Consider the following 16,273-nt stretch of genomic DNA (forward strand, 5'->3'; position numbering starts at 1 on the left):
TCTCCCTCTGCGCAGCAGGGGGAGGTCGGGAGGGGGTGCTTTTGATCTCGCGATGAAGAGCGACCCCACCCCGGCCCTCCCCTGCAAGCAGGGGAGGGAGCAGAACACCGCGGCGGAATCACGCCGCGCGGCTGACCTGGGCGTGGGCCAGCGCACGCCGCTCGCGGCGCTCGGCCAGCCAGTCGGAGAAACGCTCCATATACAGGTAGATCACCGGCGTGGTGTACAGCGTGACCAGCTGCGACAGCAGCAGGCCGCCGACGATCGACACGCCCAGCGGTCGGCGCAGCTCGGCGCCGATGCCGTTGCCCAGCGCCAGCGGCAGCGCGCCGAGCATGGCCGCGGCGGTGGTCATCATGATCGGGCGGAAGCGCAGCAGGCAGGCGCGGCGGATCGCGTCGCGCGCATCGAGCCCAGTGCGGCGCGCCTCGATCGCGAAGTCGATCATCATGATCGCGTTCTTCTTCACGATGCCGATCAAGAGCACGATGCCGACGATGCCGTCCACCGACAGGCTCATGCCGCACAGGATCAGCGCGAGCAGCGCGCCGACGCCGGCCGGCGGCAGCGTGGAAATGATCGTCAGCGGGTGGATATAGCTCTCGTACAGCACGCCCAGCACGATGTAGATCACGATGATCGCGGCCAGCAGCAACAGCACCTCGTCGCCCAGCGAGGAGGCGAACTCGGCGGCCTTGCCGACGAACTCGCCGCGGATCTGCGGCGGAAAGTTCAGCTGCGCCTCGACCTGATGGATCGCCGCCACCGCGTCGGACAACGAGTAGCCCGGCGCCACGTTGAACGCCAGCGTCACCGCCGGCAGCTGCTGCTGGTGGCTGACCACCAGCGGCGCGCTGGTCATCTGCGCACTGACCAGCGAGGACAGCGGGATGCTGCCGCCGGCGCCGATCTCGAAGCCGATGTTGCCGGTGTTGCCGATGCCCGAGGGCGTGGCCGAGTTGCTCGACTTCAGCTGGCCGAAGCTGGTCGCGGTGCTGCCGGTGAGCGCGCCATTGCCGTTGCCGCGCACGGTGAGCTTGGTCAGCAGGTCGTCGCTGGTGCGGAACTCCGGCGCCACCTCCAGCACTACGCGGTACTGGTTGAGCTGGGTGAAGATGGTGGAGATCTGGCGCTGGCCGAAGGCGTCGTACAGGGTGTCGTCGATGGTCTGCACCGGCACGCCTAGGCGGCTGGCCTTCTCGCGGTCGATGGTGAGCTTGAGCGCGTTGCCGTTGTCGGCCAGGTTGTTGTCCACGTCGGCCAGCTCCGGCCGCTGGCGCATCGCCTGGGTCATCTGGTTGGCGTAGCCGGCCAGCTCCGACGACTTCACCGCGGACAGCGAGTACTGGTATTCGGTGGCGGCCACGCGGCTGTCCAGGGTCACGTCCTGCACCGGCTTCAGGTACAGCGCCACGCCGGGAATGCCGGCCACCGCGTGCTGCAGCCGCGGCAGCAGTTCGTCCAGGCCGTCGCGGTCGCCGCGGTCCTTCAGCACGATCGAGAGCTGGCCCTGGTTGAGCGTGGGGTTGATGGTGCCGGCGCCGATGAAGGCGGCCACGCCAGCCACCGCGGGATCCTTGCGCAGCGCCTCGGCAACTGCCTTGGTGCGGTCTTCCATCTGCGGAAAGGCGATATTGTCGTCGGCCTGCACCACGCCGGTGATCAGACCGGTGTCCTGCTCGGGCAGCAGGCCCTTGGGGATCACGATGTACAGGAACACGGTGAGTACCACCGCCGCGCCGGCGACCAGCATGGTCAGCCGCTGGTGATCGAGCACCCAGTCCAGCGAGCGCTCATACAGGCTGACCGTGCGCGACCACACCGTGCGCTTGCCGGCCGCGGCGTGGCGTTCGTGCGCGTCGTCGCCCTCCGGCAACTGGTCGGGCTTGAGCAGGTAGGCGCACATCATCGGCGTCAGCGTCAGCGACACCAGCATCGAGATGGTCACCGCGATGGTCAGCACCCAGGCGAACTCGTGGAACAGCCGACCGGTGACGCCGGGCATCAACAGCAGCGGCAGGAACACCGCCACCAGCGACACGGTCAGCGACAGCACGGTGAAGCCGATCTCCTTCGCGCCGACCTCGGCCGCCTCCTTGCCGTCCTTGCCCTGCTCGATGTAGCGCACGATGTTCTCGATCATCACGATCGCGTCGTCCACCACGAAGCCAGTGGCCACGGTCAGCGCCATCAGCGAGAGGTTGTCCAGCGACATGCCGGTGAACGCCATCACGCCGAACGTGCCCATCAGCGACAGCGGCACCGCCACCGACGGGATGATGGTGGCCCACAGCCGGCGCAGGAACACGAAGATCACGCCGATCACCAGGAACACGGTGAGGATCAGGGTGAACTCGACGTCGCGCACCGAGGCGCGGATGGTCACCGTGCGGTCGGCGAACACGTCCAGGTGCACGTCGGCCGGCAGCGCGCTGCGCAGCTCGGGCAGCACGCGGCGGATCTGCTCCACCGTCTGCACGATGTTGGCGCCGGGCTGGCGGCGCACGTCCAGCAGCACCGCCGGCTGGCCGTTGGCCCATGCGGCAAGCTGGTCGTTCTCCACGCCATCGACCACGTTCGCCACGTCGGACAGCCGCACCGGCGAGTTGTTCTTGTAGCTGATGATGGTGTTCTTGTACTCGGCCGCGTCGCTCAGCTGGTCGTTGGTGCCGATCGAGTAGCTCTGCGTCTTGCCGTTCAGCGTGCCCTTGGGTGCGTTGACGTTGGCCTGGGTCAGCGCGCTGCGCACGTCCTCCATGGTCAGGCCGAGGTTGGACAGCTGCGCCGGGTTCACCTGCACGCGCACCGCCGGGCGCACGTTGCCGGCGATCGAGACCAGGCCCACGCCCTGCACCTGCGACAGCTTCTGCGCGATGATCGAGTCGGCCAGGTCGTTCACCTCGCGCAGCTGGCGGCTGTCGGAGGTGAGCTTCAAGGTGAGGATCGGCGCGTCGGCCGGGTTCACCCGGTTGTACACCGGCGGGTACGGCAGATTGCCCGGCAGCGTGCCCTTGGCCTGGTTGATCGCCGCCTGCACGTCCTGCGCGGCGATGTCGATGTCGCGGTCCATCGAGAACTGCAGGATGATCGTGGACAGCCCGGCGGAGGAGTCCGAGCTCATCATGGTGAGCCCGGAGATCTGCCCCAGGTTGCGCTCCAGCGGGGTGGTGATCAGCGCCGCCATGGTGCTGGCGCTGGCGCCTGGGTACTGCGTGCTGACCACCAGGCTGGGCGCCTCGATCTCCGGCAAGGCGGACACCGGCAGCTGGCGGTAGCCGAGGATGCCGAGCAGCAGCACCGCCACCATCAGCAGCGAGGTGGCGATCGGGCGGCGAATGAAGAGGGTCGAGAATCCCATGGCTATCCGTGACGTGTTGGTGCGGTTTCAGCCGCGATCATGGCCGGGCACCGCCAGCCGTTCGCGGCCGCGGTGCATGCTGCCGGCCGGCGCACGGCCGCTCAGAGCTTGTGAAGAAAACCACATCCCGTGGTTTTCTTCGATCGCGAGTCCGGTACACGCCCGGACTCGCTCATATGAAACAGTCACTTGCGTGACTGTTTCATATCCGGCCATCGGGCAACCGCTCCTGCGTTGCCTCAACTCGGGTATCCATGCCCCCGCCATGCCCTCGCCGTGGCCGGCCTGAGCGGTTGAAAAAATCACAACCGCTCAGCCGCGGCGGCGACCGCCCCCCTTGGCGTTCTGCTTGGCCTTCTCCAGTTCGGCGGCGGTCGGTGCCGCCGGCACTTCACCCGGTTTCAGCGCATTGACCTTGCTGCCCGGCTTCAGCCGGAACTGGCCCTCGGTGACCACGCGGTCGCCGGCCTTGAGGCCGCTGCCGACCATCACGTGGCTGTCGCCCACCTCGCCGGCCACCGTCACCGCCTGCATCTTCACCGTGCTGTCGGCCTGTACCTGGTAGACGTAGTCGCCGTCCGGCCCACGCTGCACCGCCTGCGCGGGAATCACCAGGCCGCCGTCGACGGTGTTCACCAGCAGGCGCACGTTGACGAACTGGCCGGGCCACAATTCGTTGTTCGCATTCGGGAACTCCGACTTCAGGCGGAACGTGCCGGTGCTGGTGTCGATCTGGTTGTCGACCACCTTGAGCACGCCGCCATCGGCGATCGGGTGCGCGTCGGTGCGGTCCAGTGCGGTCACCTGCAGCGCGGCGCCGTCTTTCGCGGCGGCGCGGCGCACCATGTCGAGGTTCTGCTCAGGCAGGGTGAACATCACATTGATCGGGTGCAGCTGGGTCAGCGTGACGATCGCGCTGGAGGTGGTGACCACGTTGCCCGGGTCGACCGCGCGGATACCGGCGAGGCTGTCGATCGGCGACAGCACGCGGGTGTAGTTCAGCTGTACCTGGGTGTCGCGCACGTTGGCCGCATCGGCGGCGACGGCGGCTTCGTACTGGGCGGCGGTGTTGCGCAGGGTGTCCAGGTCCTGCTTGGAGATGTAGCCCTTGGCGGCCAGGTCCCGGCTGCGCGTCAGGTTGCTTTTCGCGGTGGCCGCCAGGGCCTGGTCCTGGCGCTGGCGCGCCACCGCCTGGTCGTAGGCGGCCTGGTAGATGCGCGGGTCGATCTGCGCCAGCAGCTGGCCCTTCTTCACCGGCTGGCCCTCGCTGAAATGCAGGCTGAGCAGCTGGCCGCCCACCTGCGGGTTCACGGTTACCGTGTTGAGCGCCTGCACCGTGCCCAGGGCGGTCAGGTAGACTGGCACGTTCTGCTTGACCACCGGCACCACGGTGACCGGCACCGGCGGCGTTTCGTCCTTGCCGTCCTTGCCGCCCTTGTTCTTGCTCGCCGCCTGCGTCGAGGCGGCGCCGGCGGGAGCGGGCTTGTGCAGCAGCCGGAAGCCCACCGCCGCCACCACGACCACCGCAACGACGATCAACGCGATCTTCCAAAAACGCGACATGTAAAACTCCTGGACTGGACGGTGCGGCCCACCGGCGCACGGCTGTGCAGCAAGCGATGGCGAAACGACGGATGCGCGCCGGGCCCTGCCGGCACGCATCAGGGTGAGCGAAGCATAGGGGCAGTTCAACGACCTTGGACAATGCCGGTTGACATGGGTGCGGCATGACCGATGGCAGGGGCAACGCCCGCCGCGCGGCCATCCGCAGGCCCCAGGGCGCCGCCGGCGGGGGCGCCACGGCCACCTGAAACTTGTCGCGCGCTTCGTTTATAATCGCTGCTTGTTGCCTGCCCGACCCCTATCGTGTCGGGCGGCAAGCGTGATTCGCGCCGCGGACCCACTCGCGGCGAGCCGCACCGGGGCGCACTTCCCGGCCGGCACGACAGCAACAGCCTATTCAGGCAGGCCGGGCAGCCATCGCGGCGTTCCGTCCTGCCCTCTGACAGGAGTACGTGCGTGAGCGGTTCCATGAGCAAATCCGACCAGAGCGTGTTGCGTCAGTTTTCGATCATGATCGGCGGCCTGGTCGTGCTGACCGTGGTGCTGATCCTCGCGGCGCTGGCGATCCACGACCACGAGCCGAAGGAAACCAACCCGAAACAGCCGGCCCGCGTCAGCGCGCGGCTCGCGCCGGACGGCGCCGTCTACGCCGGCAACACCGGTCGCGCCGCCATGCAGGTGGCCGCGGATGCCGCCGCCAAGGCCGCGGCTTCGCAGGTTGCCTATGGCGGCACCACCGACGGCAAGGCGATCTACGACCACCTGTGCACCAGCTGCCACGCCACCGGCGTCGCCGGCGCGCCGAAGACCGGCGACAAGGGCATGTGGGGTCCGCGTCTGGCGCAAGGCATCGACACCCTGGTCAAGCACGCGACCGACGGCTACCACGGCCCGGACGGCAACTTCATGCCACCCAAGGGCGGCAACCCGGCGCTCACCACCGAACAGGTGACCAACGCCGTGCACTGGCTGGCCGATCAGGCGAAGTAATTGGCCTGATCCAACAAGCTTTCTTCAAACGCCGCCTTCGGGCGGCGTTTTCGTTGGCCCCCTCTCCCCTCGGGAGAGGGCTGGGGAGAGGGTACGTGGCTCCGCCCGCGCTCCACCAAAGCAAAAACCAAAGCCGCCTCCGGGCGGCATTCTCGTTTTCCTCCCGCTTCGCAGGGAAGGGAGGCCAAGCTCACTCCAGGTGCGCCTCGACCCACTCCCGCGCGAACTCCCGCAATTCCGGGAAGAATGCTTCGAAGCGCTGCTGCAGTTGCGCCTCCCGCTGCTGCAGCACCGGCAGCGCCGAGGCCAGCGGGTTGGCGCGGCGCAGGCGCTGGCCGATGCCGCCCAGCGCTTCGCCCAGCATGGCGTCGTCGGTGTACGTTGCCGGCAGACCATGCGTCTCCATGTAGCCGCGGAAGCGCCGCAGCGCCGGCGGCAGCAGCGCGTCCTGCCGCCACAGCAGCGCGCGCAGCGCGGCGGAGTATTCCGCCAGCGGCTGCGCGCTCCACTGCGGGAAATCCCGCGCCAGGCAGTGGTCGAACCACATGTCCAGCAGGATGCCGGCGTAGCGGCGATACGGCGCGGGCAGCAGCGTCCGCGCGGCGAGTACTTCAGGGTGGGCGTCGGTATAAACGTCGATCGCGCGGTGTAGGCGGATGCCAACAATTACCCGCGGCGGCAACGGCGCCGCGTTCGCCGGGCCGTGCACGAAATCGCCCAGCAATCCGCCCAGCCGCAGGGCCTCGTCATCGCCGGCCAGCAGTGCGTGGGCCAGGTGGTTCATTCGCGGCGTCCGCGGCAGCCGGCGCGTCCGACGGTTATCATCACCTGCATGACTCCCACCGAGCTCTCCACCGCACCTGCCGGCTTTCCGGATATCGCCGCCAGTTTCACGCTCGACGGCCCGGCCGGCAAGCTGGAGGCGATCAGCGACGTCGCCGAAGCGGCCTGCGCGCGCCGCGGCGTGGCGGTGATCTGTCACCCGCTCACCATCGAGGGCGGCAGCATGCACAACAAGGTGGTGACGATGGTCGAGCGCGCGCTGCGCGAATCCGGGCTGGACACCGTGCGCTTCAACTTCCGCGGCGCCGGCGGTTCGCACGGCGAATACGACAAGGGCCAAGGCGAGGGCGAGGATCTGGCCGCGGTGGTCGCCTGGGTACGCCGCATGCGCCCGCACGACGCCTTGTGGCTGGCCGGCTTCTCGTTCGGCAGCTACGTGAGCATCGCCAACGCGGTGCGCCTGCACGCCGACGCGCTGGTCAGCGTCGCGCCGCCGGTCGGGCGCTGGCCATTCGACGTGATCGCCTTGCCGAGCTGCCCGTGGCTGATCGTGCAGGGCGAGGCCGACGAGATCGTCGAACCGCAGGCGGTATTCGACTGGGTCGAAACGCTGGCGCATCGGCCCGAGCTGGTGCGCATGCCCGAGACCAGCCACTTCTTCCACCGCCGGCTGATGGACCTGCGCGGCGCGATCAAGCATGCGGTGCAGGGCTGGCTGCCGCCGAAGCGGCATGCCTGACGCCGGCCACCCCTCCGAAGACCCGTCCGCTCGATGAGTGAAACCCCCTCGCCTGCGCCCAGTGCGCGCTATCTCGAAGGCGTCGCCGCGCACCGCTGGGAGTCCGACCCGACCCAGTTGGCGCTGTTGCCGGAATTCGACCGCATGCATGCGGCGCTGTGCATCGAACCGGCGAACGGCAATGGCCTGCTCGGCCGGCTGAAATCGCTGCTCGGCAACGAGCCGCCGGAGGCCGTGCCGGGCTTGTACCTGTGGGGCACGGTGGGCCGCGGCAAGACCTTCCTGATGGACCTGTTCGCTGCCAGCCTGCCGCACGGCGTGGCGCTGCGCCGGCACTTCCACCGCTTCATGGGCGAGGTGCACACGCACCTGCGCATGCTGGGCGAGCAGCAGAACCCGCTGGTCGAGGTGGCCGCCGGCCTCGCCGCGCGCTGCCGCGTGCTGTGCCTGGACGAGTTCCTGGTCAACGACATCGGCGATGCGATGATCCTCTCGGGCCTGCTCGACGCGCTGTTCGCGCGCGGCGTGAGCCTGGTCACCACCTCCAACACCGCGCCGGCCGACCTGTACCAGGGCGGCCTGCAGCGCGCGCGCTTCCTGCCCGCGATCGCGCTGATCGAACGGCACTGCCATGTGGTCGAGATGGCCTCCTCGCACGACTGGCGCCTGCGTGCGCTGACCCGCGCGCCGGTCTACCTCACCCCGCCCGGCGCCGAGGCACACCGCGCGCTGGAGCGCATCTTCGCCGGCCAGGCCCGCGGCAACGTGCAGGAGCACGGCAGCGCGCACATCAACGGCCGCGAGATTCCGTTCGTCAAGCGCGCCGACGACATCGCCTGGTTCGAGTTCGCCGCGCTGTGCGAAGGGCCACGCGCGGTAGCCGACTACATTGCGTTGGCCAGGGCAGTGCCGGCGGTGATCGTGGCCAACGTGCCGCAGTTCACCATCTACAGCGAGGACGCCGCCAAGCGCTTCGTGCAACTGGTGGACGAGTTCTATGACCGCCACGTCAAGCTGGTGCTGTCCGCCGCCGCGCCGATCACCGAGCTGTACGACGGCGAACGCCTGCGCGCCGAGTTCGGCCGCACCGAATCGCGGCTGATCGAGATGCAGAGCGAGGAATACCTCGCGCTGGAACACCGGCCCGAGTGATCGGCCATCGGCGCGTCGCTCCTTCGCCAGTGCCGCAGTAGCCCGCGGCGGCTGGCCCCACGTTGCCGCGGCTGGACCAGCGGCTGGCCCCGCTGCGCGAGCCGATCGACTGCCTCGGCGTGCCGCTCACCCTGCAGCCCGGCGTAGGCCTGCTCCGGGTTGGGGCGCGCGAGCTGTGCGGCGGGTAATGAACGCCGCGCATGCCGCGCTGGAGGCGCGCCTGGGCGCGACCGCGCGGTGGCATACGGTGCCGTTGGAGCTGCTGGAGCTGGCGTTCACCGAGGGCACCGCGATGCACCACAGCGACGCCACTCGCTGCCACCTGGCCGCGCTGCGCGAGGCCGGCGTGAGCATCGCCATCGACGACTTCGGCATCGGCTACAGCAACCTCGACGCATTGCGCCAGACGCCGGCCAGCTGCCTGAAGATCGACAAGTCGCTGGTGTGCGGACTCGACACCAGCCGGCACGACGCGGCGGTGGTGCGCTCGATGGTGGCGCTGGCCCACGAGCTGGGTTTCCGCGTGGTGATGGAAGGGGTGGAACCGGGCGCGTGCTGGCCGCCGTGCGCGACATGGCCTGCGACGAAGTATCGGGCTTCCGCATCGCCCGTCCGCTGCCTGCGGCGGACGTGGCCGGCTGGCTGGCCGGCATGCATCCGCTGCGCCAGCGCAGCCGGCGGATCACCTGCGCGACTGAAGCATCGCAGCCCCAGCCAGCGCCACGCGGTGCTCGCGCCGAGCGGGCATGGTGGCGGCGCGCTACCATCGGCTTTCCCCGCCCCGGAGACGCCCATGTACCGCACCGCCCTCGCCCTGGTCCTGGCCGCTGCCGCCATGGCACCATCGCACGCCGCCGACGCCTCCGCCGCACAGGCGTTGGCGCAGCAGGCACTGCCACAGACCATCGCATGGCGGCACGACATCCACCAGCATCCGGAACTTAGCAACCGCGAGGTACGCACCTCGGCGCTGGTCGCGCGGGAACTGAAGCGGCTGGGGCTGGAGGTACACACCGGCATCGCGCACACCGGCGTGGTCGGCCTGCTCAAAGGCGACCTGCCTGGGCCACGGCTGGCGCTCCGTGCCGACATGGACGCGCTGCCGGTGACCGAGGAAGTGAACCTGCCGTTCGCCTCGAAGGCGAAGGGCGAGTACCGCGGCAAGACCGTCGGGGTGATGCACGCCTGCGGCCACGACGCGCATACCGCGATGCTGCTGGGCATGGCGCAGGCACTGAGCGGCATGAAGCATCGGCTGCACGGCTCGGTGCTGTTCGTGTTCCAGCCAGCCGAGGAAGGCGCACCGGCCGGCGAGGAGGGTGGCGCCGCGCTGATGCTCAAGCAGGGCTTGCTGCGCGATTTCAAACCCGACGCGATGTTCGGCATGCACGTGGTCAGCGCACTCAACGTGGGCACGGTGGCGGTGCGGTCGGGGCCGACGATGGCCGGCTCGGACTGGTTCCGCCTGGTGGTGCACGGCCGCCAGACCCACGGCGCGATGCCGTGGAACGGGGTCGATCCGATCGTCACCGCCGCCGAGATCATCAGCACCGCGCAGACCATCGTCAGCCGCAAGCTGGACATCGGCACGCTGCCGGCGGTGCTCAGCTTCGGCATCGTCGACGGCGGCTCGCGCTACAACATCGTGCCGGACAAGGTGGAACTGCAAGGCACGCTGCGCACGTTCGACGCCGGCATGCGCCAGCAGGCGATCGACAACCTCAAGGGCATCGCCGAACACCTCGCCGCCGCGAATGGCGCCACCGTCGAGACGCAGATCCCGCTCGGCGAGAGCAACCCGGTGCTGGTCAACGACCCCGCGCTGGCCGCAAGGGTAAAAGCCAGCATCGCCACGGCGATCGGCGCTGAGCACGTGATCGAGGCGAAGCCGTGGATGGCCTCGGAGGACTTCGCCTACTTCGCACAGAAAGTGCCGAGCGTGTATTTCTTCGTCGGCGCCACGCCAGTCGGTCAGGATGCCTCGAAGGCGCCGGTCAACCACTCGCCGAAATTCTTCCTCGACGAGGATGCGCTGAAGATCGGCATGGCCTCGATGCTGCAGGCCAGCCTGGATTACCTCGACGCGCCGGCCTCCTGAGGAGCGGCGCGCCGCGCCGGCCCAGTCTGCCGTCGCGGCCTACAGCGCGACGTCGCGACCCGGATGTGCCCGCTGAAAGCGGCGGTGGTGGATCAGCAGGCCGCTGAAGTAGACGAGGTAGTAACCCACCAGCAGGCCGATCACCAGCATGGTCAGCGGGCTGGCGGCATAACCCATCGGCGGCATCGTGCCGGTCGGGACCGCCGCCGACTGCTGCATTGACGGCCACACCACCAGCATCCGCCAAGCCAGCCGCCCCAGCAGCAGCGCGGTGAGCAGCGCGCCGATCCACGGGTTCGGCACGTAGCAGTCGCCCTTGACCGGATCGGTCTCGAAGCGGGTCAGGCGCAGCCCGAGCAGGCCCAGCGCCCCGCCGAGCAACACGCCGCCGGCGAGGCCCTCGGCCAATGCCATGTGGTGGAACCCGCTGAGTGCGAGCATGCCGCCGAGGAATGCGAACAGCGCGACGCGCAAGATCATCCGCTTGCGCCGGATCGGCTGGCGGCCGAACTGCCGGCTGACGCGGCGCCATACGATCCAGGCGAGGATCGGCAGCATCACGAGGTAGTTGGTCAGGTGCGCGGGCATGGCGCAGTCCGGTGGATGGGTCGGTGGTCAGGATAGTGCGGCAGCCCTGCGCGGGCGACTGACAGGGCCGGGATTCGGGATTCGCAAAAGCACGAAAGCACCGCTTACTGGCGGCTTTTGCTCTGCCAAATCCCGAATCCCCAGTCCCGAATCCCGGCCCAACGGGCCCTACTTCGCCTTGCCCTGGTTCGCCACTGCGGCCATCTTCGCCGCGATCGCCTCGGCGTCGCCGAGGTAGTAGCGCTTGAGCGGCTTCAGTTCGTCGTCGAACTCGTACACCAGCGGCACGCCATTGGGGATGTTCAGCTCGACGATCGCCTGGTCGGAAATGCCGTCCAGGTACTTCACCAGCGCGCGCAGCGAATTGCCGTGCGCGGCCACCAGCACGCGCTGGCCGGACTTGATCGCCGGCGCCAGCACCTCGTGCCAGTACGGCAGCACGCGGGCCACGGTGTCCTTCAGGCATTCGGTGTCGGGGATGTCCTTCGGGTCGAGCTTCGCGTAGCGCGGGTCATGCACCGATTCGTTCGCGGCGCGCTCCAGCGGCGGCGGCGGGATGTCGTAGCTGCGGCGCCAGATCTTCACCTGGTCCTCGCCGTACTTCGCCGCGGTCTCGGCCTTGTTGAGGCCGGTGAGGCCGCCGTAGTGGCGCTCGTTGAGGCGCCAGTCGGTGAGCACCGGAATCCACATCAGGTCCATCGCGTCCTGCACGCCCCACAGCGTGCGCACCGCGCGCTTGAGCACCGAGGTGTGCGCCACGTCGAAGTGGTAGCCGTCCTCGCGCAGCAGGCGGCCGGCCTCGCGCGCCTCGGCCATGCCCTGCTCGGTGAGGTCGACGTCGGCCCAGCCGCTGAAGCGGTTGTCGAGGTTCCACTGCGATTGGCCGTGGCGGATCAGAACGAGCTTGTGCATGGAAGGAGGCGTCCAACGATGAGAGGCAAGCCTGCAATGGTGCCGGCCGCCCCCGGCAGCGTCAAATGCGCCCCCTGCCACAGGTCATGCGCAACCCTGCGCGCCGGCGGCGCATCCTAGCCTGGCCATTTCCCTGCAGGAGTAACGCCATGCGTCGATTCCCGACGATCCTCATCCTCGCCGCGCTCGCGCTGGGCCTCGGCCTGCCGCCGCAGGCCAGCGCACGCGACAACGACATCGACAAGGTCAACGGTTCAGTGCAGGTCGAGGCCGGCCAACAGGTCGGCGACGTCAGCACGGTCAACGGCGCGGTGCATATCGCCGGCGGCGCCAGCGTGCACGAGGCCAGCACCGTCAACGGCAAGGTCGAGCTGGGCGACAAGGCCCAGGCCACCAAGCTGGGCACGGTCAACGGCGCGATCAGCCTGGGCAGCGCCAGCCGGGTCAGCGGCGAGGTGAACGCGGTCAACGGCCGCATCCAGCTGGCCCGCGGCGCCGAGGTCGGCGGCCGGGTCGAGAACGTCAACGGCGCCATCGTGCTGGACAGCGCCCACGTCGCCGGCGGCATCGGCACGGTCAGCGGCGACATCACGGTGGGCGCGGACTCGCGCGTCGAGCGCGGCATCCTGGTCGACAAGCCGAACAACGGCTGGTTCCGCTGGGGCAGCGAGCGCAAGCCGGTGATCGTGATCGGCCCGCACGCGGTGGTGCAGGGCACGCTGGAATTCCGCCGCGAGGTGGTGCTGAAGGTCAGCGACAGCGCGCAGATCGGCCCGGTGAAGGGCGCCACGGCGGAGAAGTTCAGCGGGGCCACGCCATAAGGGCAGGCGCTCAGTAGGCAATCGGCACCAATGGCGCCGATCTTCGGCGTCGGTTGCCGCTTAGAAGCTGTAGACCAGGTTGCTGGTGGTCAGCGTGTCGGTCTTCTTGGTGCCCGGCAGCACGTCGCTGTTGTGGCGTATCTGGAAGCCGACCTTCAGCGCCAGCTTGCGGGTCATGCTGACCGCCACGCCGGCGTCGTTCTGCAGGTAGGTGTTCTTCGAACCGGCTTCCATCAGGAAGGTGTCCTCGAATGCCGTGTTCTCGGTGAGCTTGTACTTGTAGTTGGTCAGGCCGCGGGCAACCATCTCACTCTCGGTCGGCTGGCGCTCCTTCGTCACCACACCGCCGGTCACCACCTCGAGGTCGGCGGGACGGTAGCGCTTGTAGCCGGGGCCGATTTCGAACGACAGCTCGTTGCGCCCGTCCTTCAGCGCGATATAGCCGTAACCGAGCGAGACGATGCCCTGCCACAGGTTCGCGCCGAAATCATCGTGCTCATAGCGGGCGGCGCCGACGATGTAGCTGCGCGGGTCGAGCTTGAGACCAACCGAGGCGCCGCCGTCATAGCGGTTCGCGGTGGTGTTGAACTGCTTGAGAGTGTTGCCGTTGCTGTCCACGATGGTCTGCTGGCTCTTCGAGCGCAGCGCGTCGACGAAGAAACTGTTCTTCCACTGCTCGTTCTCCTGGCTGAGGCCGAGCTTGGCGTTGATGTTCTCCGAGCGCGAGTTGCCGGTGGAGGAGGCGAAGCCGAACTCGCCCGAACCGCTCCAGCCGCCGTTGTTGGCCGGATTGGTGTCGGCGTCCTGGGCCTGGGCAGTGAAGCTCGCGCAAGCAGCCAGCAGCAAGCCGGCAATCAAGGTCTTTTTCATCGGGGGTGATCCGTTTTTGTTAAACATTAGTAAGACCGCTACCTTATCGGGACGGCTTGAATTTGCAATGAACGGCGCCGCCGCGTCATCCGAGCGGCCTCAGCCGTTGGCCGGCAACGCGCCGGCCAGCGCCGTCTCGTAGACGCGCTGCCGAGGATCAGCGGCATTCGCATGTCGCAGCGTCCGCTCCGCTCCATCCCCAGCGCCATGCCGAGCCGGATCCACAGGCCGTAGCCACCGATCGCCAGTACCCGCAGCAGGATCCGGGCGTAACCCGACGGCTGCGCGCCGTTCATGCCGGTGGCAGGCAGAGCGTCCGGGGCAGTTCGCGGATGGGCGGCATGAGGCGTCCAAGGGGCGTCGACGGCAACGGATGCGGCGACTTGCGGCCGCCACAGGCCGCCGCCATGCTACACAAGGCCTCTTTCCCACGATATGCCGACGCCCATGGATCGCTACGAACGCATACTGACCCTGCACCGGCTGCTGAAGTCGGCGCACTACCCGATTGCGCTGTCGCGCCTGCTCGGCGAGCTGGAGTGCTCGCGCGCCACGCTGTACCGCGACGTGGCCTTCCTGCGCGACGCGCTGGGCGCGCCGGTGGAAAGCGCCGGCATCGACCAGGCCGCGTTCCGCTACGAAGCCGGCGAGGGCGAGAAGTTCGAACTACCCGGGTTGTGGCTGACCTCCGACGAGCTGGCCGCGCTGCTGGCGCTGAACGAGCTGATCGGTCGTTCCGGCCCCGGCGTGCTGGCCGGCGCGCTGGCGCCGTTCAAGTCGCGCATCGAGGGCCTGCTGTCCAGCCACGACAACGGCAAGACGCTGCCGATCGAGCGAATCCGGGTGATCCCGTGGGGCGAGCGCAAGCTCGACCAGCAGGTGTTCCGCATCGTCGCCGGCGCGGTGCTGGAGCGCCGGCAGCTACGCTTCCGCTACCGCGCGCGCACCACCAACGCAGACAGCCGGCGCACGGTGTCGCCGCAGCGGCTGACCCACTACCGCGACAACTGGTACCTCGACGTGTGGGACCACGACCGCCAGGCATTGCGCAGCTTCGCGGTCGACCGCATCGCCGACGCGCAGGCGCTGGACACGCCCGCCACCGACGTGGCCGACGCCGAGCTCAATGAATTGCTCGCTTCCAGCTACGGCATCTTCGCCGGCAAGCCGAAGGCGTGGGCGACGATCCGCTTCTCGCAACATGCCGCGCGCTGGGTCGCCGACGAGCACTGGCATTCGCAGCAGAAGGGCGAGTGGCTGCCGGATGGCCGCTACGAGCTGAAGCTGCCGTACTCCAACTCGAAGGAACTGCTGATGGACGTGCTCAAGTACGGCCCGGACGCGGAAATCGTGGCGCCGCTGTCGCTGCGCGAGGAGATGAAGATCCTGCTGCAACTGGCGCTGGGCGGTTACCAGCAGGCACCGCGTTGAAGGGCGAGCCGATGACCGCCGCCGATGCCGGCGGCAGCGCGCCGGCGGCACGCAAGCCGACCGTGGCGCTGGCGCTCGGCGCCGGCGGCGCGAAAGGGCTGGCGCACATCGGCGTGATCGAGGAAATCGAGGCGCAGGGCTACGCGATCGTGGCGATCGCCGGCAGCTCGATGGGCGCGCTGATCGGCGGCATCCACGCGGCGGGCAAGCTCGACGTGTATCGCGACTGGGTCTGCGCGCTGGCCAAGCTCGACGTGCTGCGGCTGGTCGACTGGACGTTCTCCGGCGGCGGCCTGATCAAGGGAGAGAAAATCATCGAGACCATGCGCGGGCTGGTCGGCGACGCGCAGATCGAGGAACTGCCGCTGGCGTTCACCGCGGTGGCCACCGACATCGAGCGTGGCCGCGAGGTGTGGCTGACCAGCGGTGGCCTGTTCGACGCGATCCGCGCCTCGTTCGCGATCCCCACCGTGTTCCGCCCACATCTCATCGACGGCCGCCGGCTGGTCGACGGCGCCCTGCTCAACCCAGTGCCGGTGACCCCGCTGATCCGCGAAACCGCCGACTACCTGATCGCGGTCAGCGTGGACGGCCCGGCAGTGGCCGCCACACCGCCGGAACCGCCGATCCAGGCGCACCCTGCGGAAGAAGGCTACCGCCAGCGCATCGGTGAGTTCATCAGCCGGATGATCCCGCGCGGCGAAAGCCGTCCGCGCGAGCCGGGCACGCTGGAGCTGCTGACCCAGGCGATGGACCTGATGCAGGCCAACCTGTCGCGTCTGCGCCTGGCCGCATATGCGCCCGACCTGCTGATCCAGCTGCCGCACAACATGGCACTGGCCTACGAGTTCTACCGTGCGCGCGAACTGATCGAACTGGGCCGCGCCGAGGCGCGCGCGGCGCTGGCGAACTGGCCGCGCGCCGGCACGCCGCAACGCCAGGCCTGAGCCCGTCGCTCCATAGCGCGG

General features: G+C 68.8%; 14 protein-coding genes and 1 pseudogene. 9 read left to right on the forward strand and 6 right to left on the reverse strand.

What is annotated here, in order from left to right:
• Positions 1–118: 118 nt before the first annotated feature.
• Positions 119–3,358, reverse strand: coding sequence for an efflux RND transporter permease subunit (locus tag AC3WTD_RS08295; RefSeq protein ID WP_027491695.1), 3,240 nt, complete (start codon positions 3,356–3,358; stop codon positions 119–121).
• 312 nt (positions 3,359–3,670) lie between these two features.
• Entirely contained in the window at positions 3,671–4,921 is a 1,251-nt protein-coding gene (locus AC3WTD_RS08300) for an efflux RND transporter periplasmic adaptor subunit (RefSeq protein ID WP_027491451.1), read from the reverse strand.
• Between the two features lie 468 nt (positions 4,922–5,389).
• On the opposite strand from AC3WTD_RS08300, the gene AC3WTD_RS08305 reads away from it, so the two are divergent.
• Positions 5,390–5,911, forward strand: coding sequence for a c-type cytochrome (locus AC3WTD_RS08305; RefSeq protein ID WP_027491450.1), 522 nt, complete (start codon positions 5,390–5,392; stop codon positions 5,909–5,911).
• A gap of 190 nt (positions 5,912–6,101) precedes the next feature.
• On the opposite strand, the gene AC3WTD_RS08310 is transcribed toward AC3WTD_RS08305, so the two are convergent.
• Positions 6,102–6,695: an acyl carrier protein phosphodiesterase gene (locus AC3WTD_RS08310; protein WP_027491449.1), complete on the reverse strand. Its 594-nt coding sequence runs from the start codon at positions 6,693–6,695 to the stop codon at positions 6,102–6,104.
• A 48-nt stretch (positions 6,696–6,743) separates the two neighbouring features.
• Between AC3WTD_RS08310 and AC3WTD_RS08315 the strand changes: the two genes are divergently transcribed.
• The 5 genes and pseudogenes from AC3WTD_RS08315 (at position 6,744) to AC3WTD_RS08335 (ending at position 10,683) form a co-directional block, all read left to right on the forward strand.
• On the forward strand, positions 6,744–7,433 hold the full coding sequence (locus AC3WTD_RS08315) for an alpha/beta hydrolase (RefSeq protein ID WP_027491448.1): 690 nt from the start codon (positions 6,744–6,746) through the stop codon (positions 7,431–7,433).
• Positions 7,434–7,466: 33 nt separating this feature from the next.
• Positions 7,467–8,585 carry a cell division protein ZapE gene (zapE, locus tag AC3WTD_RS08320; protein WP_492613514.1) on the forward strand — a complete coding sequence of 373 codons (1,119 nt, stop codon included), beginning with the start codon at positions 7,467–7,469 and terminating at the stop codon, positions 8,583–8,585.
• A 62-nt stretch (positions 8,586–8,647) separates the two neighbouring features.
• Entirely contained in the window at positions 8,648–8,773 is a 126-nt protein-coding gene (locus tag AC3WTD_RS08325; RefSeq protein ID WP_492613515.1) for a hypothetical protein, read from the forward strand.
• A gap of 104 nt (positions 8,774–8,877) precedes the next feature.
• Positions 8,878–9,069, forward strand: a pseudogene (locus tag AC3WTD_RS08330) (EAL domain-containing protein); the annotation flags it as partial.
• A 309-nt stretch (positions 9,070–9,378) separates the two neighbouring features.
• Complete coding sequence (locus AC3WTD_RS08335) at positions 9,379–10,683, forward strand: amidohydrolase (RefSeq protein ID WP_027491446.1); 1,305 nt, start codon at positions 9,379–9,381, stop codon at positions 10,681–10,683.
• A gap of 39 nt (positions 10,684–10,722) precedes the next feature.
• Here the strand turns inward: AC3WTD_RS08335 and AC3WTD_RS08340 are convergent, their stop codons facing one another.
• On the reverse strand, positions 10,723–11,271 hold the full coding sequence (locus AC3WTD_RS08340; protein ID WP_027491445.1) for a CcdC protein domain-containing protein: 549 nt from the start codon (positions 11,269–11,271) through the stop codon (positions 10,723–10,725).
• A gap of 168 nt (positions 11,272–11,439) precedes the next feature.
• Positions 11,440–12,183, reverse strand: a complete 744-nt coding sequence (gene gpmA, locus AC3WTD_RS08345; RefSeq protein ID WP_027491444.1) for a 2,3-diphosphoglycerate-dependent phosphoglycerate mutase — start codon at positions 12,181–12,183, stop codon at positions 11,440–11,442.
• 149 nt (positions 12,184–12,332) lie between these two features.
• Between gpmA and AC3WTD_RS08350 the strand changes: the two genes are divergently transcribed.
• Positions 12,333–13,004 carry a DUF4097 family beta strand repeat-containing protein gene (locus tag AC3WTD_RS08350; RefSeq protein ID WP_492613516.1) on the forward strand — a complete coding sequence of 224 codons (672 nt, stop codon included), beginning with the start codon at positions 12,333–12,335 and terminating at the stop codon, positions 13,002–13,004.
• Between the two features lie 60 nt (positions 13,005–13,064).
• Here the strand turns inward: AC3WTD_RS08350 and AC3WTD_RS08355 are convergent, their stop codons facing one another.
• Entirely contained in the window at positions 13,065–13,874 is an 810-nt protein-coding gene (locus AC3WTD_RS08355) for a DUF481 domain-containing protein (RefSeq protein WP_027491442.1), read from the reverse strand.
• Between the two features lie 447 nt (positions 13,875–14,321).
• Here AC3WTD_RS08355 and AC3WTD_RS08360 point away from each other — a divergent pair, with 447 nt between their 5' ends.
• The gene (locus tag AC3WTD_RS08360; RefSeq protein WP_027491440.1) at positions 14,322–15,305 is read left to right on the forward strand and encodes a helix-turn-helix transcriptional regulator; all 984 of its coding nucleotides are present in this window, start codon (positions 14,322–14,324) and stop codon (positions 15,303–15,305) included.
• Positions 15,306–15,316: 11 nt separating this feature from the next.
• A complete protein-coding gene (locus AC3WTD_RS08365) occupies positions 15,317–16,252 on the forward strand; it encodes a patatin-like phospholipase family protein (RefSeq protein ID WP_027491439.1) in 936 nt (311 codons plus the stop codon).
• Positions 16,253–16,273: the final 21 nt, after the last annotated feature.

This window comes from Rhodanobacter sp. FW106-PBR-R2A-1-15 (assembly GCF_058789735.1).